This window comes from Hylemonella gracilis ATCC 19624 (genome assembly GCF_000211835.1).
Taxonomy (GTDB): Bacteria; Pseudomonadota; Gammaproteobacteria; order Burkholderiales; family Burkholderiaceae_C; genus Hylemonella; species Hylemonella gracilis.
Genome location: NZ_AEGR01000060.1, coordinates 41606 through 57755, shown reverse-complemented (window position 1 = coordinate 57755; position 16150 = coordinate 41606). Strand labels below are relative to the sequence as shown.

The window sequence follows — 16150 nt, the reverse complement described above, 5'->3', positions numbered from 1 at the left end:
CCCAACTGCCACTTTCTTCTCATGAGTTCTCTGTTCATCGGCCTGATGTCAGGCACTTCGCTCGACGGCGTGGACGGCGTGCTGGCCGAGATCACGGCCCAACCCGGCAAGAACGCGGTTCGCGTCTTGCACCACGCGGCGCACCCGCTGCCCGATGCGCTGGCCGCCGAGTTGCTCGCGCTGAACACCCCCGAAGGACGGGATGAACTACACCGTGCCGCATTGGCCGCGAACCGCTTGGTGCGGGTCTACGCAGCCGTGGTGGAAGACTTGTTGCAGCGCTCTGGTGTGGCCCCGACAGCGGTGCGGGCCATCGGCGCGCATGGCCAGACCGTGCGCCATCAACCCGGCTCCCGTCACGAAGGCGCCGGCGGCACGGGCTACACCCTGCAACTCAACAACCCAGCGCTGCTGGTCGAACTGACGGGCATCACGGTGGTGGCGGACTTCCGCAGCCGTGACGTCGCCGCGGGGGGGCAGGGCGCACCGCTGGTGCCGGCTTTCCATCGCGCGGTTTTTGGCCCAGCACCTGATTCTGGTGAGTCGGTGGCGGTGCTCAATATTGGCGGCATGAGCAACCTCAGCCTGCTGGAGGCCGACACCGTGGGAGGGTTCGACTGCGGGCCAGGCAATGCCCTGCTCGACGCCTGGTGTCAGTTGCATCAAGGCCAGCCTTATGACGCTGGGGGTCGCTGGGCCGCCAGCGGACAAGTCCACGATGCCTTGCTGCGGGATCTGCTGGACGAACCCTTTTTCCGGCTCGCCCCCCCGAAAAGCACGGGCCGCGACCTGTTCCATGCCGATTGGCTGCGGTCGCGGCTGGCACGACATCCGCAGATCGCGCCCGTGGATGTGCAAGCGACCTTGAGCGAGCTGACGGCACTCACCTGCGCCACGGATCTGCGGCGACATGCACCAGCCTGCCATACCCTGTACGTTTGTGGTGGCGGCGCGTTGAACGACGACCTCATGCGGCGTCTACGTGACCGACTGCCCGGAACGACCGTCACCAGCACGCAATCCGCGGGCCTACCGCCCCTCCAGGTGGAAGCAGCGGCTTTTGCCTGGCTGGCGCGTCAATGCTTGGCCGGTGAAACTGGCAATGTCACGCGTGTCACCGGTGCGCGGCATGCGCGCGTGCTGGGGGCCATTTACCCGGTTTGACGCCCCCGCCCTCGGGAAACACTCCGTGGCACCTAGGCGCTCAGCGCATGCGCCCCTACTCCATCTCCGCAGGTTCGTGCCGGGCCCGGGCAGCGGGCGCTTCCAAGTCAGACAGCTGCCAGAAGATCGCCGCCGAGGCGATGGTGATGAGCCCCATGCAGACGAAAGTACCGCGAAACGCCGGCAGGGCAGCCGCTGCTTCCACGGGGCCGAAATAGCCGGTGAACGCCGCCAGCACAGCCCCTGCGGCGGCCACACCCATGCCCATGGCCAGCATCTGCACCATCGACAGCAGACTGTTGCCACTGCTGGCCATGGCGGGGCCCAAATCCTTGAGGGTGAGTGTGTTCATGGCCGTGAACTGCATGGAGTTGACCGCGCCAAACGCCATGAGTTGGACCACGCGCAGCCACACAGGTTGGTCGAGGGTGGTCATCGCGAAACTTGCGGTCGCCAGGCCAACCAGCAAGGTGTTGCACACGAGCACACGGCGGTAACCGAAACGCGTGAGCAGCCAAGTGCCGGGGCGCTTCATCACCATGCTCGCGAGGGTGACGGGCAGCATCATCAAACCCGCCTGCAAGGGCGAGTAGCCCATCGTGACCTGCATCAGCAGCGGAATCATCAAGGGCATGCAAGCGCTGCCCAGGCGCGAGAACAGATTGCCCAGCAGCCCTATGCGCAAGGAGGCCACGCCAAACAGGTGGGGAGAAAACAGCGGGTCGGGGTGGCGCAAGGCGTGCATCCAATAAGCCGTCAGACTGGCCAGACCGAAGATCATCAAGACCAGCACACCGGCTTGGCGCAGACCCAAGCCGGAGAGGCCGTCCAGCGCAAGGGAAAGGGTCACCATCCCGAAAGCCAGCAGGAGGTAGCCGGTCAAATCGAAACCGGCCAATGCCGCGTTGCGCTCCACGGGCATATAGCGCAAGGTCGCCAGACCGCCGAGCAGGCCCACGGGCAAATTGATCAAGAAAATCCAGTGCCAGGTCGCCGCCTCCACGATCCAGCCGCCCAGCGTGGGGCCGATCAGCGGGCCGATGAGCCCAGGAATGGCCACGAAGCTCATGGCTTGCAGAAAGCGCTCGCGCGGGAAGGTCTTGAGCACCGCGAGCCGGCCCACCGGCAGCAGCAGCGCCCCGCCCAGACCTTGCAGCACGCGCGCGGCCACCAACAGACTCAGGCTGTTGGCCATCGCGCACAGCAGCGATCCGGCGGAAAAGAGCACGATGGCGCTCAGGAACACCGGGCGCAATCCAAAGCGGTCCGCCAGCCAACCTGAGGCCGGGATCAACATCGCCATGGTCAGCGAATAGGCCACGACCACGGACTGCATGCGCAAGGGGCTTTCACCCAAGCTCCGTGCCATCGCGGGCAGCGCGGTATTGACGATGGTGGCATCCAGCGTCTGCATGAAGAACCCCACCGCCACCAGCCACAGCAGGGCGCGCAGTTCCGCTTCCTTGGGAGCGGCAGCAGGAGTGACAGTGCTCATGGAGTTAAAACCAGGAAAAGGAGAGAAGCCGCTGCGCCATCGAGCCAAAAGCAAAAAGCCACCCGGAGGTGGCCTTGCATGTCAGCGGCGGGGGGGGGTACTCACGCGGAGAAGCTCGATCCGCAACCGCAGGTGGTGGTGGCGTTCGGATTCTTGATCACGAACTGCGCGCCTTGCAGGTCTTCCTTGTAATCGATCTCGGCCCCCACCAGGTACTGGTAGCTCATCGCATCGATCAGCAGGGACACACCGTTCTTGGTCATCGTGGTGTCGTCTTCGTTGGCCACTTCGTCGAAGGTGAAGCCGTACTGGAAGCCGGAACAACCGCCACCCTGGACGAATACGCGCAGCTTCAAATCCGGATTGCCTTCCTCGGCGATCAGATCAGCGACTTTGGCCGCCGCGCTGTCGGTGAAGAGGATCGGCGCGGGCATCTCGCTCACGGCATCGGTTTGGACGGATTCGGCAACAGCGCTCATGGAAAACTCCTTCAGACAGGAAGTTGTTCAGTAACAGGGCTGAGATGGTACACCCAACGATCACTCCCGGCGGCGCCCGAGACGCAAACCCACACCGCTGGCGAAGCCTTCCGAGGCTGTGCGCGGTGGCCTGCGCTCAGCAGGAACCGATCACTCAGATGCCAGCGGCTCAGTTGCCGGTGGCGGCCAGCTTGAGGGCAGGCTTGTCTTCGAGCATGGAGGGCGTGGGACGCAGCAGGCCGGCGATGATCGCCCCCTGGTGCATTTCCAGGGCGGTGTAGAACACATCGCCTTCGATGCGCGCCTTGGGCTGCAGCTCCAGCATCTGACGGGCATAGACCGGGCCCTTGATCGTGCCGTTGACGATCACGTGATCCGCGTGCACCTCGCCGAGGATGGACGCGGTTTCAGAGATCACCAGGATGCTGCTGTCTTCCTCGCGGGCACGCACGTTGCCGACGATGGTGCCGTCCACGCGCAGACCGTCGCGAAAGTGCACATGACCTTCGATGTGATTTCCGTCGGCAATCAAGCTGCGGATGGCCGGGGGTTTTTGCTTGCTGAACATGGGAACAACTTTCTACTCAGAAACTCGGCATGAGACGCGCACCGCGCGGCCACATCCTTGCTAATTCAGATTACAACTTGACTGACTGCTCCGCGCGCACCGCGTCGCCCTGCATGACCTTCGCGCTAATGCTCCTGATCTCGGTGTCTGGAGGCAATTGGAAGGTTCCCTCGGCGCGTGCGTATTGACGCAAGCGGATAGGCTGCGGACCTTGCGGCAAGGGCGCCGACCACGGCCGCCCTGACTGCACGCCGATGAACTGAACTTCCAACTGACCGCTGAACTCCCGCGCGTTTTTCTGGGGCTGAATCACCAGCACCTGCCATTTGACCTGCTGCCCCTGACCGTCTTGCTGCACGACGGCTTGCAGTCCGCGAATCGCGAGAGATTCAGACCCGCCTTCCGTTGGGATCAGACGCTCGAAGAAACCCAGATCATCGCGCAAGCGCTGATTATCCGCCTCCAGCTGCCTGTTGAGTTCGGACAGACGCTCCTGAGCGGCCTGCTCGGCCGCCATCAGGGTGGAGGCCGTGTTCGCCTTGGCCAGCGCCTCGTCACGCTCGTCTTTCATGGAGCGGGCTTGGCCGCGCAACTCGGAGAGCTGCTGCTCCAGTTTCTCCACGTAGCCCGCGCTGCCGCCTTCGATGCCAGCGATGTCGCGACCGAACTCGAAAGCCCACAGGCCGATGGCGGCGCAGAAGCCGAACGTCACAGCGGCAATCACCCAACGCAGAGGCCAGGGCAGTGAGCTGCGCACGGACATGCGCGGTGCGCTCACCGTCAGACGCCGAAGTAGCAGACGCATTCGCATAGGGGGAAAAGTCTAGCAGCCGCGCAAAGAAAAAGGCCGCCGGATCGAAGCCCGGGCGGCCTTTAGATTGCAACAGATTGTCAGGCTCATGACACACGCATGACCGACCCCGACATCCACTGTGGAGACGAGATCATCCATGGGCATACGGCTCTGACAACTGCGCTCATCATGTTCCCACCGACGCCAACCCCACATAGGGATGGGGGCATAGGCAGGACACGATGCGGATCAGCGCTTGCTGAACTGCTTGCGACGACGCGCGGAGTGCAGACCGACCTTCTTGCGCTCGACTTCGCGCGCATCGCGCGTCACGAAACCAGCTTGCGACAAGGCGGGCTTCAGCGCCGCGTCATAGTCGATCAGCGCACGGGTGATGCCGTGACGCGTCGCGCCAGCTTGGCCGGATTCGCCGCCGCCGTGCACATTGACCTGGATGTCGAAGGTCTCGACATGGTTGGTCAGCACCAGGGGCTGCTTCGCGATCATGATGGAGGTTTCACGGCCGAAGTACTCGGCGATGTCCTTGCCATTGACCGTGATCTTGCCGGAGCCCTTCTTCAGGAACACGCGCGCGACGCTGGACTTGCGACGGCCCGTGCCATTGTTCCATTCACCAATCATTTCGGACTCCTTCAGATGGCCAGCGGCTTGGGTTGCTGCGCGCTGTGCGGATGCTCGGCGCCGCCATAGACCTTGAGCTTCTTGATCATGGCGTAGCCCAGCGGGCCCTTGGGCAGCATGCCCTTGACGGCCTTCTCGAGCGCGCGGCCAGGATGCTTGGCCTGCGAATCACGGAAGTTGGTGGCGGTGATGCCGCCCGGGTAGCCCGAGTGACGGTAATAAATCTTGTCGAGCGACTTCGTGCCGGTCACCTTCAGCTTTGCAGCGTTGATGACAACAATGAAATCACCGGTATCGACGTGAGGCGTGTAAATGGCCTTGTGCTTGCCGCGCAGACGGAGTGCCACTTCGCTGGCGACACGTCCGAGCACCTTATCGGTGGCGTCAATCACAAACCACTCGTGCGTCACGTCAGCGGGCTTGGCGCTGAACGTAGTCATGAGTTTTCTCTCTTGGAGGATGGTTTGGCGGGCCCTTTTCCACGGTCGGTGCTCCTCTTTCGGGAGCCTCTTAGGTGGTGATGTCTGAGCCGATGCGTCAACATGAACACCTTGAGGTGCGCAGGCTTTGCATCGACAGCCTTCGCCGCGGGGCCACAAAAGCGCTGCGAAGCCTGCCATTATACAAATTCCGAGAGCGCCAGGCAGTTAACATCGGGTGGCCATGTTCAGCTACCGCCACGCCTTCCATGCCGGCAACCACGCCGACGTCCTCAAACACAGCATCTTGATCGCGATCACGCGTCATTTGACCCAGAAAGAGACCGCGCTCACGGTGATCGACACCCATGCCGGGGCGGGCTTGTACCGACTGGATGGGGATTACGCCCAAACCAGTGGCGAGGCTGCCTTCGGCATTGCCAAACTGATGAATGTTGGCGTGGACTCACTCCCGGAAATTTTTCGGCATTACTTGGCACTGATTGGTGAGTTCAATCCGGGCGCGGCTTATGCGCAATCCAGCACCCCCAAGGTCTACCCAGGCTCCCCCTTCGTCCTGCATCGCCTGCTGCGCGAGCAGGACCGGCTCAAGCTTTTTGAGCTGCATCCGACCGACGGTAAGGCACTGGCGGCCAACATCGCCCAACTGAACGCGGAGCGACAGATTGCCGTGCTGAGGGAAGACGGCTTCGGTTGCGTGAACCAATTTCTGCCGCCACCCTCACGCCGCGCCCTGCTGCTGTGCGACCCGAGCTACGAAATCAAAACCGACTATGCACGCGTGGCCGGCCTGCTCGCAGATGGGTTGAAGCGTTTCGCGACCGGCTGTTATGCCATTTGGCATCCCATCATTCCGCGCCCGGAGGCCCATGAGCTGCCGCGGCGCCTGCGGACCCTGTCCAACCAGGCGGGCAAGCCCTGGCTGCACGCCACGCTGACCGTCAAATCGGGCAAAGACGCCACCGGCTTGCCTGCCAGCGGCATGTTCATCGTCAATCCTCCGCACACCCTGCAAGGCGCCTTGAAATCTGCCTTGCCCCAACTCGTTGAGTTGCTGGGACAGGACCGCAACGCCGCTTACACGCTTGAAAGCACAGCGCACTGAGACTGACACCCTCAACAGAGTCAGTGCATCGCCGTCTTGCCGGGCCGGGATGCGCGGCAGCCTTAGATCAGACCCAGCCGCTGAGTGATCTCCAGCGTGGCCGCGCTCTGGTTCATGCTGTAGAAATGCAAGGCGGGCGCGCCACCGGCGCGCAGCTGTTCGCACAAGGCAGTCACCACATCCAGCCCAAACGCCTTGATGCTGGCCGTGTCATCACCATAGGCCTGCAGGCGCAAGCGCACCCACCGCGGGATCTCCGCGCCGCAGGCGTCGCTGAAGCGCATGAGCTGTGTGGAACTGGTGATGGGCATGATGCCCGGCACAATGGGCACGGTCACGCCCAGCGCGTCGGCGTCTTCCACAAAGCGGAAGTAGGCATCGGCGTTGTAGAAGTACTGGGTGATGGCCGAATCCGCGCCCGCCTTCACCTTGGCCACGAAAGCCTGCAGATCGGCCTCGGGCGAGCGGGCCTGCGGATGCACCTCGGGATAGGCCGCGACTTCGATGTGAAAGTGATCGCCCATTTCGGCGCGGATGAACGCCACCAGATCGCTGGCGTAGTGGAACTCGCCCCCGGCACCATACCCGCTGGGCAAATCACCACGCAGCGTGACCAGGCGCTTCACCCCCATGGCCTTCAGCGCCGCCAGGTTCTCGCGCATGGTGGCCTGGGTGGCGCCAATGCAGGAAATGTGCGACGCCGCGTCCCGGCCCTCGGCCAGGATTTCTTTCACGGCGGCAAATGTGCCCTCCTGCGTGGAGCCACCCGCGCCGTAGGTGACCGAGCAGAACTCGGGCTTCAGCGCATACAGCTGCTGGCGCACGGCGCGCAGCTTCTCCACGCCCTCGGGCGTCTTGGGCGGGAAGAACTCGATGCTCAGAGGAAATTGTTGCGGGCTCATCAGGGCCTCTTCATTTGATCGCGTGGATGAAAAATTCATGGTTCCCGTCCCCGCCTTCGACGGGGGAGTCTAACCAGTCTTGCACGGCCAGCCCCAGGGACGCGCAGGTATCACGCAGACGCTGCTCAATCAAGGGGTAGAACGCGGCATCGCGCACGATGCCACCCTTGCCCACCTGCCCCGGCTGCAACTCGAATTGCGGCTTCACCAGGGTCAGCAGATGCCCGCCACTCTTGAGCCATGGCACCACTGCCGGCAGCACCAGGGTCTGCGAAATGAAGGACAGGTCTGCCACAAGGAGGTCAAAACCTCCCTCCGGCGCCTCACCGTCCATGGCCTGCGCAACGGCAGCTGCGTCCCGCGCATTGAGCCCCTCAATGCAAAGCACGCGCGGGTCTTCGCGCAGCTGCGCGTGCAACTGCGCCTGCCCCACGTCCAGCCCCACCACCCGCGCCGCGCCGGCCTTCAACAGGCAATCGGTGAAACCGCCGGTGGACTGCCCCACATCGAGACAGTTCAGCCCTTGCACCGACATGCGCACATGCCGGAGCGCGGCCTCCAGCTTGAGGCCGCCCCGCGAAACATACCGTGCTTCGGCGTCGTCGAGCAGGCGCAACTCCGCGCTGTCCGGCACCTCGTCACCGTTCTTGACGACGCGTTTCCACGCATCCCCGTGCAGCCACTCCACCCCACCCGCGATCAGGCGCTGGGCCTGGGAGCGGGTGCTGGCGAGTTGGCGCTGGACCAGAAGCTGGTCGATGCGCATCAATAGCGGTAGGTGTCGGGCTTGTACGGGCCTTGCTTGGGCACGCCGATGTAAGCCGCCTGCTCGTCCGTCAGCTCGGTCAGCATGGCGCCGACCTTCTTCAGGTGCAGACGGGCGACCTTCTCGTCCAGGTGCTTGGGCAGCACGTAGACCTGGCCCGGCGTGTACTTTTGCGGCTGGGTGTAGAGCTCGATCTGCGCGATGGTCTGGTTGGCGAAGGAGCTGGACATCACGAAGCTCGGGTGGCCCGTGCCGCAGCCCAGGTTCACCAGGCGCCCCTTGGCCAGCATGATGATGCGCTTGCCGTCCGGGAAGATCACGTGGTCGACCTGGGGCTTGATCTCTTCCCACTTGTACTTCTCGATCGAGGCGATGTCGATCTCGTTGTCGAAGTGGCCGATGTTGCAGACGATGGCTTGGTCCTTCATCTTGACCATGTGGTCGTGAGTGATGATGGACTTGTTGCCCGTGGTCGTCACGAAGATATCGGCCTTGTCGGCGGCGTACTCCATGGTCACGACCTTGTAGCCTTCCATCGCGGCCTGCAGGGCGTTGATGGGGTCGATCTCGGTCACCCACACTTGCGCGGACAGGGCGCGCAGGGCCTGGGCCGAGCCCTTGCCCACGTCACCGTAACCGGCGACCACGGCCACCTTGCCAGCGATCATCACGTCGGTGGCGCGCTTGATGCCATCGACGAGGGATTCGCGGCAGCCATAGAGGTTGTCGAACTTGCTCTTGGTCACCGAGTCGTTCACGTTGATGGCGCGGAAGGGCAGCGTGCCCTTGGCGCTCATTTCCTTCAGACGGTGCACGCCGGTGGTGGTTTCTTCGGTCACGCCGATGATTTGGCTGGCCTTGCGGGTGTACCAGGTCGGGTCCACCGCCAGCTTCGCCTTGATGGCGGCGAACAGGCAGGTTTCTTCTTCGCTGGTGGGCTTGCTGATGACCGACGGGTCCTTCTCGGCCTTCTGGCCCAGGATCATCAGCAGCGTGGCGTCGCCGCCGTCGTCGAGGATCATGTTCGGGCCTTCGTCGGCGGCGCCTTTGGGGCCGAAGTCGAAGATGCGGTGGGTGAAGTCCCAGTACTCGGCCAGCGTTTCACCCTTGTGGGCGAACACCGGGGTGCCCTTTTCCACCAGCGCGGCGGCGGCGTGATCCTGCGTGGAGAAGATATTGCACGAGGCCCAGCGCACGCTGGCGCCCAGGGCCTGCAGCGTTTCCACCAGCACGGCGGTCTGGATGGTCATGTGGATGCTGCCGGTGATGCGCGCACCCTTGAGCGGCTGGCTCTTGGTGAACTCTTCACGGATGGCCATCAGGCCAGGCATCTCGGTTTCAGCGATCTTGATTTCCTTACGGCCCCAGGCGGCAAGGGACAGGTCACGGATGGCGTGATCGTGGGCGGGTTTGAGGACGGCATTCATGGGAACTCCAAGGCTGTAGCGGTTGAACACCACCGGAGCCGCCGCGCGCGGGGAAGACCTCACACCACGACGACCGGTGGGTGAGCGCAGTTGGAAGGCAGGGCCTGCCGCCCTGGGGTTCGAGCCTCACCTCTGGGCCTGCGGGACAGGCGCAAGGGCTGCAACGCTCCTCGAACGCTGCAGATTGTAACGCGCGCACGAAACGATGCCATCCGGCTTAAACGGCGTTGCGCGGGAACGCTTCGCCCTCTCTCCAACGGAAAACGGCCCGGGTCAGCCGTTCTTGGGCCAGCTGGGTCAGGCTGCCGATGTAATGCCCGGCCGCCAGCATGTCCGTGCGCTTCAAAGTTGCGTCGGTGAGTTGCATCGTGAGCCCATGACCGAACTGTGAAATGCCCACGGACACCATGTCCATGGGCACCCGGTGGTGCCCACAAAGTTCACCGATGCGTCGCAAAAGATCACTGGAGGCGGTATCCAACCAAGGTTGTTCGGCGCGCGTCACCCGCGCAAGCCAGCGCCAAACCAAGCCATGCAGGTGTCGGCGTGCTGGGTGAGGCATCAGGCCATCCAGGTCCACGCGGGAGCGCAGCATCGCGTAAAAATCGTGCAGCAGCCGGTCACCGGCCTCCCGTATCGCCCGGGCCACGGCCTGCCGAACCTGCGGGCTGGGCTGCCAGCGAGGCAGTCGCGCGGACAGGGTCTCACGTATGCGCCGCACTTCTCGTTCTTCCAGGTCCCTCATGGCGGGCAGTTGTGCGTGCCAGAGACCCCCACCCGGAGCGCCCTGACTCTGACATGTTTCGCCCACCGCCATATTCCCTCCAAAACTACATCGCTGCGTCGCCCCTGAATGTCCGTCATGAATTATTGATCAACTCTAACAATTTTTGTGATTAAAAATAGATTTTCTGAACGGCCTTGCTCCTACCTTTCGCGGCATGGCCCCCACTCCACACGCCACCGAAGCCCAGGCCTTTGCGTCCCGCCTGCGACAAGCCCTCGCCGCCGCCGGAATCAAGGTCTCGCCGACGGTCGTGGCCAACGAGTTCAATCTGCGTTACTGGGGCCGCAGCATCACCCCGCACACCGCGCGCAACTGGCTGCTGGGCGTGTCCATCCCGATGCAGGACAAGTTGCGAGCTTTGGCCGACTGGCTGCAAGTGAGCCCTGACGAGTTGCGCTTTGGCCTCGACAGCGGCGGCACGCGCGCCGTGCGCGAACCAGCCTCGCCTTGGGGTGAACTGTCCATGCAGGACCGCGAAATGCTCAAGCGCTACCAAGCGCTGCCAGCGGACGCGCGCAAGACCGTGCGCGACGTGATCGCGGCGCTGCACGCGCAAGTACAGGACAAGGCACCGGAGCGTTGAGCGCGGCGTCAGTGCGGGGGCAGTTGACGCAGCCGGGCCACCTGCGCCGGCAAATCGCGCCAGACCGGTTTGTCCGGCGCGAAACGCGCGCGCATGTACCCAGCCAGTTCGGCGAGCTGCGCATCACTGAACGCATGGCGGAATCCCGGCATGAACCCGATGTCGCGCGTGGCCGGTTCGCGGATGCCATCGAGGATCACGCGCAGCAGATTGTCCGGACGGTCGCTGTGCAGATTGGTATTGAGCGCGAGCGGAACATTGACGCCCAGCAGTCGGGGGCCGTCGCCATCGTGGTGACAGGCCGCGCAGGCGCCGTCAAAGATCCGCTGCCCGGCACCAGGCGGTGGCGCAGCGGTTTGCGCCGCGGCCACCCATGCCTCAGCGTGAGGCGCGGGCGTTGAACCAGACTCTCCGGCCGCCGGAACATTGAACGAAGCGAGGTAGGTCGCCATCGCGCGAATGTCGGCGTCCGGCAGGGCCTGCAAGCCCTCGATCACCGGTGCCATCGGCCCCGAGGCCGTGCCATGGTTGCGGCTGTAGCCTTGGCGCAGGTAGGCATAGAGATCCTCCCTCGTCCAGGGCATCGGCGCGCGCGACAGCGCGGTGAGCGCTGGAGCTTCCCAGCCATCAATGAACGCGCCGGACAACCAGGCGGGTTCGCCGGATTTTTCGGCACCGAAGGCATTGCGCGGCGTATGGCAGGCACTGCAGTGCCCGAGGCCATTGACGAGGTAGGCGCCCCGGTTCCATTCGGGCGTCTGCGTCGTCACGGGCTGGTAGGGCGCGGGGTCATGGAACAGGCCGTTCCAGGCCGCCATCAGGGGACGCACGTTGAAGGGAAAAGTCAGCTCCGGCGCTGGCGTGGGGGCGCGCGCGGCGGGCTGCGCCATCAGGTAGGCGTACAGCGCCTCCAGGTCCTCGTCGCTCGTCTTCGCGAACGCGGTGTACGGAAACGCCGGGTAGAGGTGACGGCCATCGCGGGAAATGCCTGCACGCATCGCGCGCTGGAAGGCGCTGAAGGACCACAGACCGATGCCCGTCTCGACGTCGGGTGTGAGATTGGTGCTGTAGATCGTGCCGAAAGGCGTGCGCAGGGCGCGCCCTCCGGCGTTGACCGTGCCGCCCGACTGCGTGTGGCAGACCGCGCAGTCGCCGGCAGCGGCGAGCCGGCGGCCCTTTTCCAGCGTGGCAGCGCTGTAGGGTGAAGAAGTTGACGGCGCCACCGGCGCGATGGCCGGCCGCCAGCCGAGCAGTGCCGCACCGAGCCCGAGCACGCCCGCCGTCATCGTCAGCCCTCGCGCCAGCCAGCCCCGCGTTCGGGGCGGCATCGCGCCCCATGGCCAACGAGTCTCGGTTCCAGTCCCGCCCGAGGCCGGCCAAGGCGCCGGCCGCGCCTGCGCGCCCGCGTCACCGCCTTGCGGCTCAACGGAAGACTGCAGCGCCGCACGCACCGTCTCCGGCGTGAACGGCGGCTGACGCAGACGCACGCCCGTCGCGTCGAAGATGGCGTTGGCGATAGCCGCCGTGCCAGGCACCGACGCCGATTCACCGGCACCGAGCGAAGGTTCGTCCGGCCTCGGCATGTGCAAGACCTCAATCACCGGCACGTCGCGAAAACTCAGGATCGGGTAAGCGCCCCATTCGAGGTTCTGCACCGGCGGCGCCTGCGGCACGGGCACCGTGCGCGCCGACTGCGCGGGCGGGCGCTCGCCGGCGGTGAAGCCGACCTGTTCCTTGAGCGCACGGCTCGTCGTCTGCAGCACATTGCCGTGCACCTGGTGCTCGACGCCCGCCGGATTGATGAGCAGGCCCGCATCATGTCCCACCACCACGCGCCGGACCTGTACTTCGCCGGTTCTGCGGTTGACGTCCACGTCGGCCACCCACGCGGCCCAGGCGGCGCCGAAGCCTGGCCATTTGCTGTGCACGTAGCGCGCATAGGCGAAGCCCTGGCCGCTGACGATGTCGCCCTCACCACCTGCCTGCGGCCCCTGCTTCGGCCCGGTATGCACACGCCAGCCCGCGCGCTCGGCCGTGGCACGCACCAGCTCCGCCGCGCGCGCGTCCTGCAAATGCCGCAGGCGGAAAGCCACCGGATCTTCACCCGCGGCGGTGGCCAGTTCGTCGAAGTAGGACTCGTGCGCAAAGCTGTTGGGCAGGGCGGACACGCCGCGCAGCCAGGATGCGCGCACGATGGGCGCCATGTCGTTGACCGTGACGCGCAGGTTGTCCAGCGTGTAGGGCGGGCGCGCCGTGCGGTCACCCATCTCATAGGCCTGCGCCAGCGGCTCGATGACGCGCGTGAGCAGCAAGGCCAGCGTGGGCGCACCATTGGAGGGATAGGAGGTCTCGAAGTCATAGGCCGCGATCGATCCGTCCGCGTTGAGTCCGCCGCGCACCTGCATCAGCTGCGCCGCGCCCTTGGGTTCCCAGGCGTTTTCCTGCTCACGCGTGAGCTGCACCCGCACCGGCGCGCCCGCAGCGCGCGACAGCAGCGCGGCGTCCGCGGCGACGTCGTCCGCACAATTGCGACCGTAGCAGCCCGCGGCTTCCATGCGGATCAGGTCGATCGAAAGGTCGGGCATGCCCATCAGGCGCGCGAGGTCGGCGCGCAGCACGTGCGGGTTCTGCGTGCCGGCCCACACGGTCATGCGCGCCGCGCCGCCTTCGCCGTCCGCGCGCCAGTCGGCCACCGCGCACGACGGACCGAGCGAGGCATGCATCTGATATGGCCAGACGTAGGTGCGCGGCATGGCCTGCGCCGCACCCGCGAGCGCCGCGTCGACGTCGCCCTCGTCCACCAGCCGCCGCGGCGTGGAAGGCTGGGTGCGCAGCGCCTGCGCGAGGTCGTCCAGCGGCGGCAGACCCGGCCAGGATCTCCAGGCGACGCGCAGTTCGCGCATGGCCTGCTCGGCATCTTCCTCGCGCTCGGCCACGACACCGACGAAATCGCGGATCACCACCACCGCGCGGATGCCCGGAATATGCGCGATCGACGATTCGTCCACCGACTCGAGCGTGTTGCCGATGAAGTCCCCATGGTCAGCGCCCGCGTACGGCGGCCGCACGACACGGCCATGCAGCATGCCGGGCACGCGCATGTCATGCACGAAGACCAGTTCACCGGTGGCCTTGGCCACCAGGTCCACACGCGGCGCGCGGGTGCCGACGAGCGTGTAGTCGGCGGGCAGCTTGACGGGCGTACCCGGGTCCAGACTCAACTCGACATGATCCCCACCCACCAGTTCACCGTAGGTGATCGAGCGCCCGCCGGCCGCGTCGTGCACGACGCCCTCCCGCACCGCCAGGCCAGCGACATCGACCTGCAGCCGCGCCGCGGCTCGCGCGAGCAGCCAGTGCCGCGCCTGCGCAGCCGCCAGCCTGAGCGGCACCGCATGGATCTGGATCGACGCGCTCGCGATGGTCGCGCCCTGGTTGGGCGCGCGCGTGGTATCGCCCAGCACCATGTTCACCCGGTCCATCGGCACGTCCAGCTCTTCGGCCACGATCTGCGTGAGCGCCGTGCGAATACCGGTGCCCAGGTCCACGTGTCCATGGAGCGCTGTCACGCTGCCGTCGTCCCACACTGCCACAAGGATTTCGACGCCCTCGGCCGGATTGGCCGGCACGGCGGCCGGCTGCCCGGGCACCGGCACGGGCGGAGGCGGTGGATGGCGGGTGACCAGCAGGACACCGCGTGCTGCGTGAAAGTCGGCGCGCGTCAACGGCGCATCGGCGCGGCGCGTCATGGCGTGTGAGCTCCGGATGGTGCGACGTTGGTTGCCGCCCTCAGCACGGCGCGCACGATTTCCACATGCGTGCCGCAGCGGCACAGATTGCCCGACAGTTCCCGGCGGATCGCGGCCTCATCGGCACACGGGTCGCGCGCCAGCAGCGCCGCCGCCATCATGACCATGCCGTTGAGGCAGTAGCCGCATTGCGCTGCCTGCTCATCGATGAAGGCCCGCTGCACGGGGTGCGGCATGGCGCGCGTGCCCAGGCCTTCGAGCGAGGTGATCTCCCGCCCCACCACGCCACCGGCGGGAATGACGCAGGCGCGTGCCGCCACGCCGTCGATCAACACAGTGCAGGCGCCACACTCGCCCAGGCCACAGCCGTACTTGGGACCGTTGAGCCCCAGGTCGTTGCGCAGCACCGCGAGCAGCGGCGCGGTGGGCGCGACCCCCACCTCATGCACCGCGCCATTGACGCACAGCCTGAGTGAGGGCGGTGACGGGGCGTGCATCGCAAGAAACGCCAGGCCCGCGTTCAGACTGCGATGTCGGCAGACTGTATGCGCTTGACGCCTTGGGCCTGCATCTGCTTCCAGGCCGCGGCGAGCGAACCGTTGAGGTCGATCGCGCGCGTCGCGTCCTCGATCACGTAGACCTCGAAGCCGAGTTTGCGCGCGTCCATCGCGGTCCAGGCCACGCAGAAGTCGGTGGCCAGACCGGTGACGAACACGGTCTTGATGCCCCGCGCCTTGAGGTAGCCCGCCAGGCCCGTGGTGGTCTTGCGGTCGGCCTCCTCGAAGGCGGAATAGCTGTCCACGCTCTTGTGGAATCCCTTGCGGATGATGAGCTGCGCCGTCGGCAGTTTCAGGCCGCTGTGCAGCGCGGCGTCGTCGGTTCCCTGCACGCAGTGGTCAGGCCAGAGCACCTGGGAGCCGTAGGACAGCTTGGTGGTCTCGAACGGTTTCTTGCCGCCATAGGTGCTCGCGAACGAGGCATGGCCTTCGGTGTGCCAATCCTGCGTGACGACGATGTTCTCGAAGGCGGGTGCCATGGCGTTGATGACAGGCACCACGTCCGCGCCGCCCTTGACCGGCAGCGTGCCGCCGTCGACGAAGCAGTTCTGCACATCGACCACGATCAGCGCCGAATTGGCCTTGGGTTTGATCTTGCCCGCGGCCATCAGTGGCGCCGCCACGCCGAGACCACCGACCGCGCCCAGCGCGGCCGCGGCCTTGATCAGGTTTCTGCGATTCATCAGATTCGGG

At 65.4% G+C, this 16150-nt stretch carries 16 protein-coding genes and 1 riboswitch; of the genes, 3 read left to right on the top strand and 13 right to left on the bottom strand.

Annotated features, from left to right (window positions below):
* The first annotated feature begins 21 nt into the window (after positions 1-21).
* Positions 22-1164: an anhydro-N-acetylmuramic acid kinase gene (locus HGR_RS09920; protein ID WP_006298098.1), complete on the top strand. Its 1143-nt coding sequence runs from the start codon at positions 22-24 to the stop codon at positions 1162-1164.
* A gap of 55 nt (positions 1165-1219) precedes the next feature.
* On the opposite strand, the gene mdtD is transcribed toward HGR_RS09920, so the two are convergent.
* The 6 genes from mdtD to rplM all read right to left on the bottom strand — a co-directional run bounded on the left by mdtD (position 1220) and on the right by rplM (position 5581).
* On the bottom strand, positions 1220-2659 hold the full coding sequence (gene mdtD / locus HGR_RS09915) for a multidrug transporter subunit MdtD (protein ID WP_006298097.1): 1440 nt from the start codon (positions 2657-2659) through the stop codon (positions 1220-1222).
* Positions 2660-2760: 101 nt separating this feature from the next.
* The gene (gene erpA, locus HGR_RS09910; protein WP_006298096.1) at positions 2761-3138 is read right to left on the bottom strand and encodes an iron-sulfur cluster insertion protein ErpA; all 378 of its coding nucleotides are present in this window, start codon (positions 3136-3138) and stop codon (positions 2761-2763) included.
* A 169-nt stretch (positions 3139-3307) separates the two neighbouring features.
* Positions 3308-3706 (bottom strand): bactofilin family protein, encoded by a 399-nt coding sequence (locus tag HGR_RS09905; RefSeq protein WP_006298095.1) that lies wholly within the window; start codon positions 3704-3706, stop codon positions 3308-3310.
* Between the two features lie 70 nt (positions 3707-3776).
* The gene (locus HGR_RS09900) at positions 3777-4511 is read right to left on the bottom strand and encodes a DUF6776 family protein (protein WP_319946212.1); all 735 of its coding nucleotides are present in this window, start codon (positions 4509-4511) and stop codon (positions 3777-3779) included.
* Positions 4512-4748: 237 nt separating this feature from the next.
* The gene (gene rpsI / locus HGR_RS09895) at positions 4749-5141 is read right to left on the bottom strand and encodes a 30S ribosomal protein S9 (RefSeq protein ID WP_006298093.1); all 393 of its coding nucleotides are present in this window, start codon (positions 5139-5141) and stop codon (positions 4749-4751) included.
* A gap of 11 nt (positions 5142-5152) precedes the next feature.
* Entirely contained in the window at positions 5153-5581 is a 429-nt protein-coding gene (gene rplM / locus HGR_RS09890) for a 50S ribosomal protein L13 (RefSeq protein WP_006298092.1), read from the bottom strand.
* Positions 5582-5804: 223 nt separating this feature from the next.
* Between rplM and HGR_RS09885 the strand changes: the two genes are divergently transcribed.
* Positions 5805-6686, top strand: a complete 882-nt coding sequence (locus HGR_RS09885; protein ID WP_006298091.1) for a 23S rRNA (adenine(2030)-N(6))-methyltransferase RlmJ — start codon at positions 5805-5807, stop codon at positions 6684-6686.
* A 62-nt stretch (positions 6687-6748) separates the two neighbouring features.
* On the opposite strand, the gene metF is transcribed toward HGR_RS09885, so the two are convergent.
* The 4 genes from metF to HGR_RS09865 all read right to left on the bottom strand — a co-directional run bounded on the left by metF (position 6749) and on the right by HGR_RS09865 (position 10526).
* On the bottom strand, positions 6749-7588 hold the full coding sequence (gene metF, locus HGR_RS09880) for a methylenetetrahydrofolate reductase [NAD(P)H] (RefSeq protein WP_006298090.1): 840 nt from the start codon (positions 7586-7588) through the stop codon (positions 6749-6751).
* 10 nt (positions 7589-7598) lie between these two features.
* Complete coding sequence (locus HGR_RS09875) at positions 7599-8354, bottom strand: TlyA family RNA methyltransferase (RefSeq protein WP_006298088.1); 756 nt, start codon at positions 8352-8354, stop codon at positions 7599-7601.
* Positions 8354-9781 (bottom strand): adenosylhomocysteinase, encoded by a 1428-nt coding sequence (ahcY, locus tag HGR_RS09870; protein WP_006298086.1) that lies wholly within the window; start codon positions 9779-9781, stop codon positions 8354-8356. Before ahcY ends, HGR_RS09875 begins: the two co-directional genes overlap by 1 nt.
* 75 nt (positions 9782-9856) lie before the next feature.
* Positions 9857-9959, bottom strand: a riboswitch (S-adenosyl-L-homocysteine riboswitch).
* A 39-nt stretch (positions 9960-9998) separates the two neighbouring features.
* On the bottom strand, positions 9999-10526 hold the full coding sequence (locus HGR_RS09865; RefSeq protein WP_006298085.1) for a globin family protein: 528 nt from the start codon (positions 10524-10526) through the stop codon (positions 9999-10001).
* 196 nt (positions 10527-10722) lie between these two features.
* On the opposite strand from HGR_RS09865, the gene HGR_RS09860 reads away from it, so the two are divergent.
* Entirely contained in the window at positions 10723-11151 is a 429-nt protein-coding gene (locus tag HGR_RS09860) for a hypothetical protein (RefSeq protein WP_006298084.1), read from the top strand.
* An 8-nt stretch (positions 11152-11159) separates the two neighbouring features.
* Here HGR_RS09860 and HGR_RS09855 read toward each other — a convergent pair whose 3' ends face one another.
* The 3 genes from HGR_RS09855 to pncA are packed head-to-tail and all read right to left on the bottom strand — an operon-like array spanning position 11160 to position 16140.
* Complete coding sequence (locus HGR_RS09855; protein ID WP_006298083.1) at positions 11160-14900, bottom strand: molybdopterin cofactor-binding domain-containing protein; 3741 nt, start codon at positions 14898-14900, stop codon at positions 11160-11162.
* Positions 14897-15397 (bottom strand): (2Fe-2S)-binding protein, encoded by a 501-nt coding sequence (locus HGR_RS09850; RefSeq protein ID WP_006298082.1) that lies wholly within the window; start codon positions 15395-15397, stop codon positions 14897-14899. Before HGR_RS09850 ends, HGR_RS09855 begins: the two co-directional genes overlap by 4 nt.
* A gap of 23 nt (positions 15398-15420) precedes the next feature.
* Positions 15421-16140, bottom strand: coding sequence for a bifunctional nicotinamidase/pyrazinamidase (gene pncA / locus HGR_RS09845; RefSeq protein WP_039853128.1), 720 nt, complete (start codon positions 16138-16140; stop codon positions 15421-15423).
* Positions 16141-16150 lie beyond the last annotated feature (10 nt).

Bases quoted from the DNA above. Each gene is read 5' to 3' on its own strand.
- HGR_RS09920 (WP_006298098.1), top strand. From the start codon at position 22: ATGAGTTCTCTGTTCATCGGCCTGATGTCAGGCACTTCGCTCGACGGC.
- mdtD (WP_006298097.1), bottom strand. From the start codon at position 2,659: ATGAGCACTGTCACTCCTGCTGCCGCTCCCAAGGAAGCGGAACTGCGC.
- erpA (WP_006298096.1), bottom strand. From the start codon at position 3,138: ATGAGCGCTGTTGCCGAATCCGTCCAAACCGATGCCGTGAGCGAGATG.
- HGR_RS09905 (WP_006298095.1), bottom strand. From the start codon at position 3,706: ATGTTCAGCAAGCAAAAACCCCCGGCCATCCGCAGCTTGATTGCCGAC.
- HGR_RS09900 (WP_319946212.1), bottom strand. From the start codon at position 4,511: ATGCGTCTGCTACTTCGGCGTCTGACGGTGAGCGCACCGCGCATGTCC.
- rpsI (WP_006298093.1), bottom strand. From the start codon at position 5,141: ATGATTGGTGAATGGAACAATGGCACGGGCCGTCGCAAGTCCAGCGTC.
- rplM (WP_006298092.1), bottom strand. From the start codon at position 5,581: ATGACTACGTTCAGCGCCAAGCCCGCTGACGTGACGCACGAGTGGTTT.
- HGR_RS09885 (WP_006298091.1), top strand. From the start codon at position 5,805: ATGTTCAGCTACCGCCACGCCTTCCATGCCGGCAACCACGCCGACGTC.
- metF (WP_006298090.1), bottom strand. From the start codon at position 7,588: ATGAGCCCGCAACAATTTCCTCTGAGCATCGAGTTCTTCCCGCCCAAG.
- HGR_RS09875 (WP_006298088.1), bottom strand. From the start codon at position 8,354: ATGCGCATCGACCAGCTTCTGGTCCAGCGCCAACTCGCCAGCACCCGC.
- ahcY (WP_006298086.1), bottom strand. From the start codon at position 9,781: ATGAATGCCGTCCTCAAACCCGCCCACGATCACGCCATCCGTGACCTG.
- HGR_RS09865 (WP_006298085.1), bottom strand. From the start codon at position 10,526: ATGAGGGACCTGGAAGAACGAGAAGTGCGGCGCATACGTGAGACCCTG.
- HGR_RS09860 (WP_006298084.1), top strand. From the start codon at position 10,723: ATGGCCCCCACTCCACACGCCACCGAAGCCCAGGCCTTTGCGTCCCGC.
- HGR_RS09855 (WP_006298083.1), bottom strand. From the start codon at position 14,900: ATGACGCGCCGCGCCGATGCGCCGTTGACGCGCGCCGACTTTCACGCA.
- HGR_RS09850 (WP_006298082.1), bottom strand. From the start codon at position 15,397: ATGCACGCCCCGTCACCGCCCTCACTCAGGCTGTGCGTCAATGGCGCG.
- pncA (WP_039853128.1), bottom strand. From the start codon at position 16,140: ATGAATCGCAGAAACCTGATCAAGGCCGCGGCCGCGCTGGGCGCGGTC.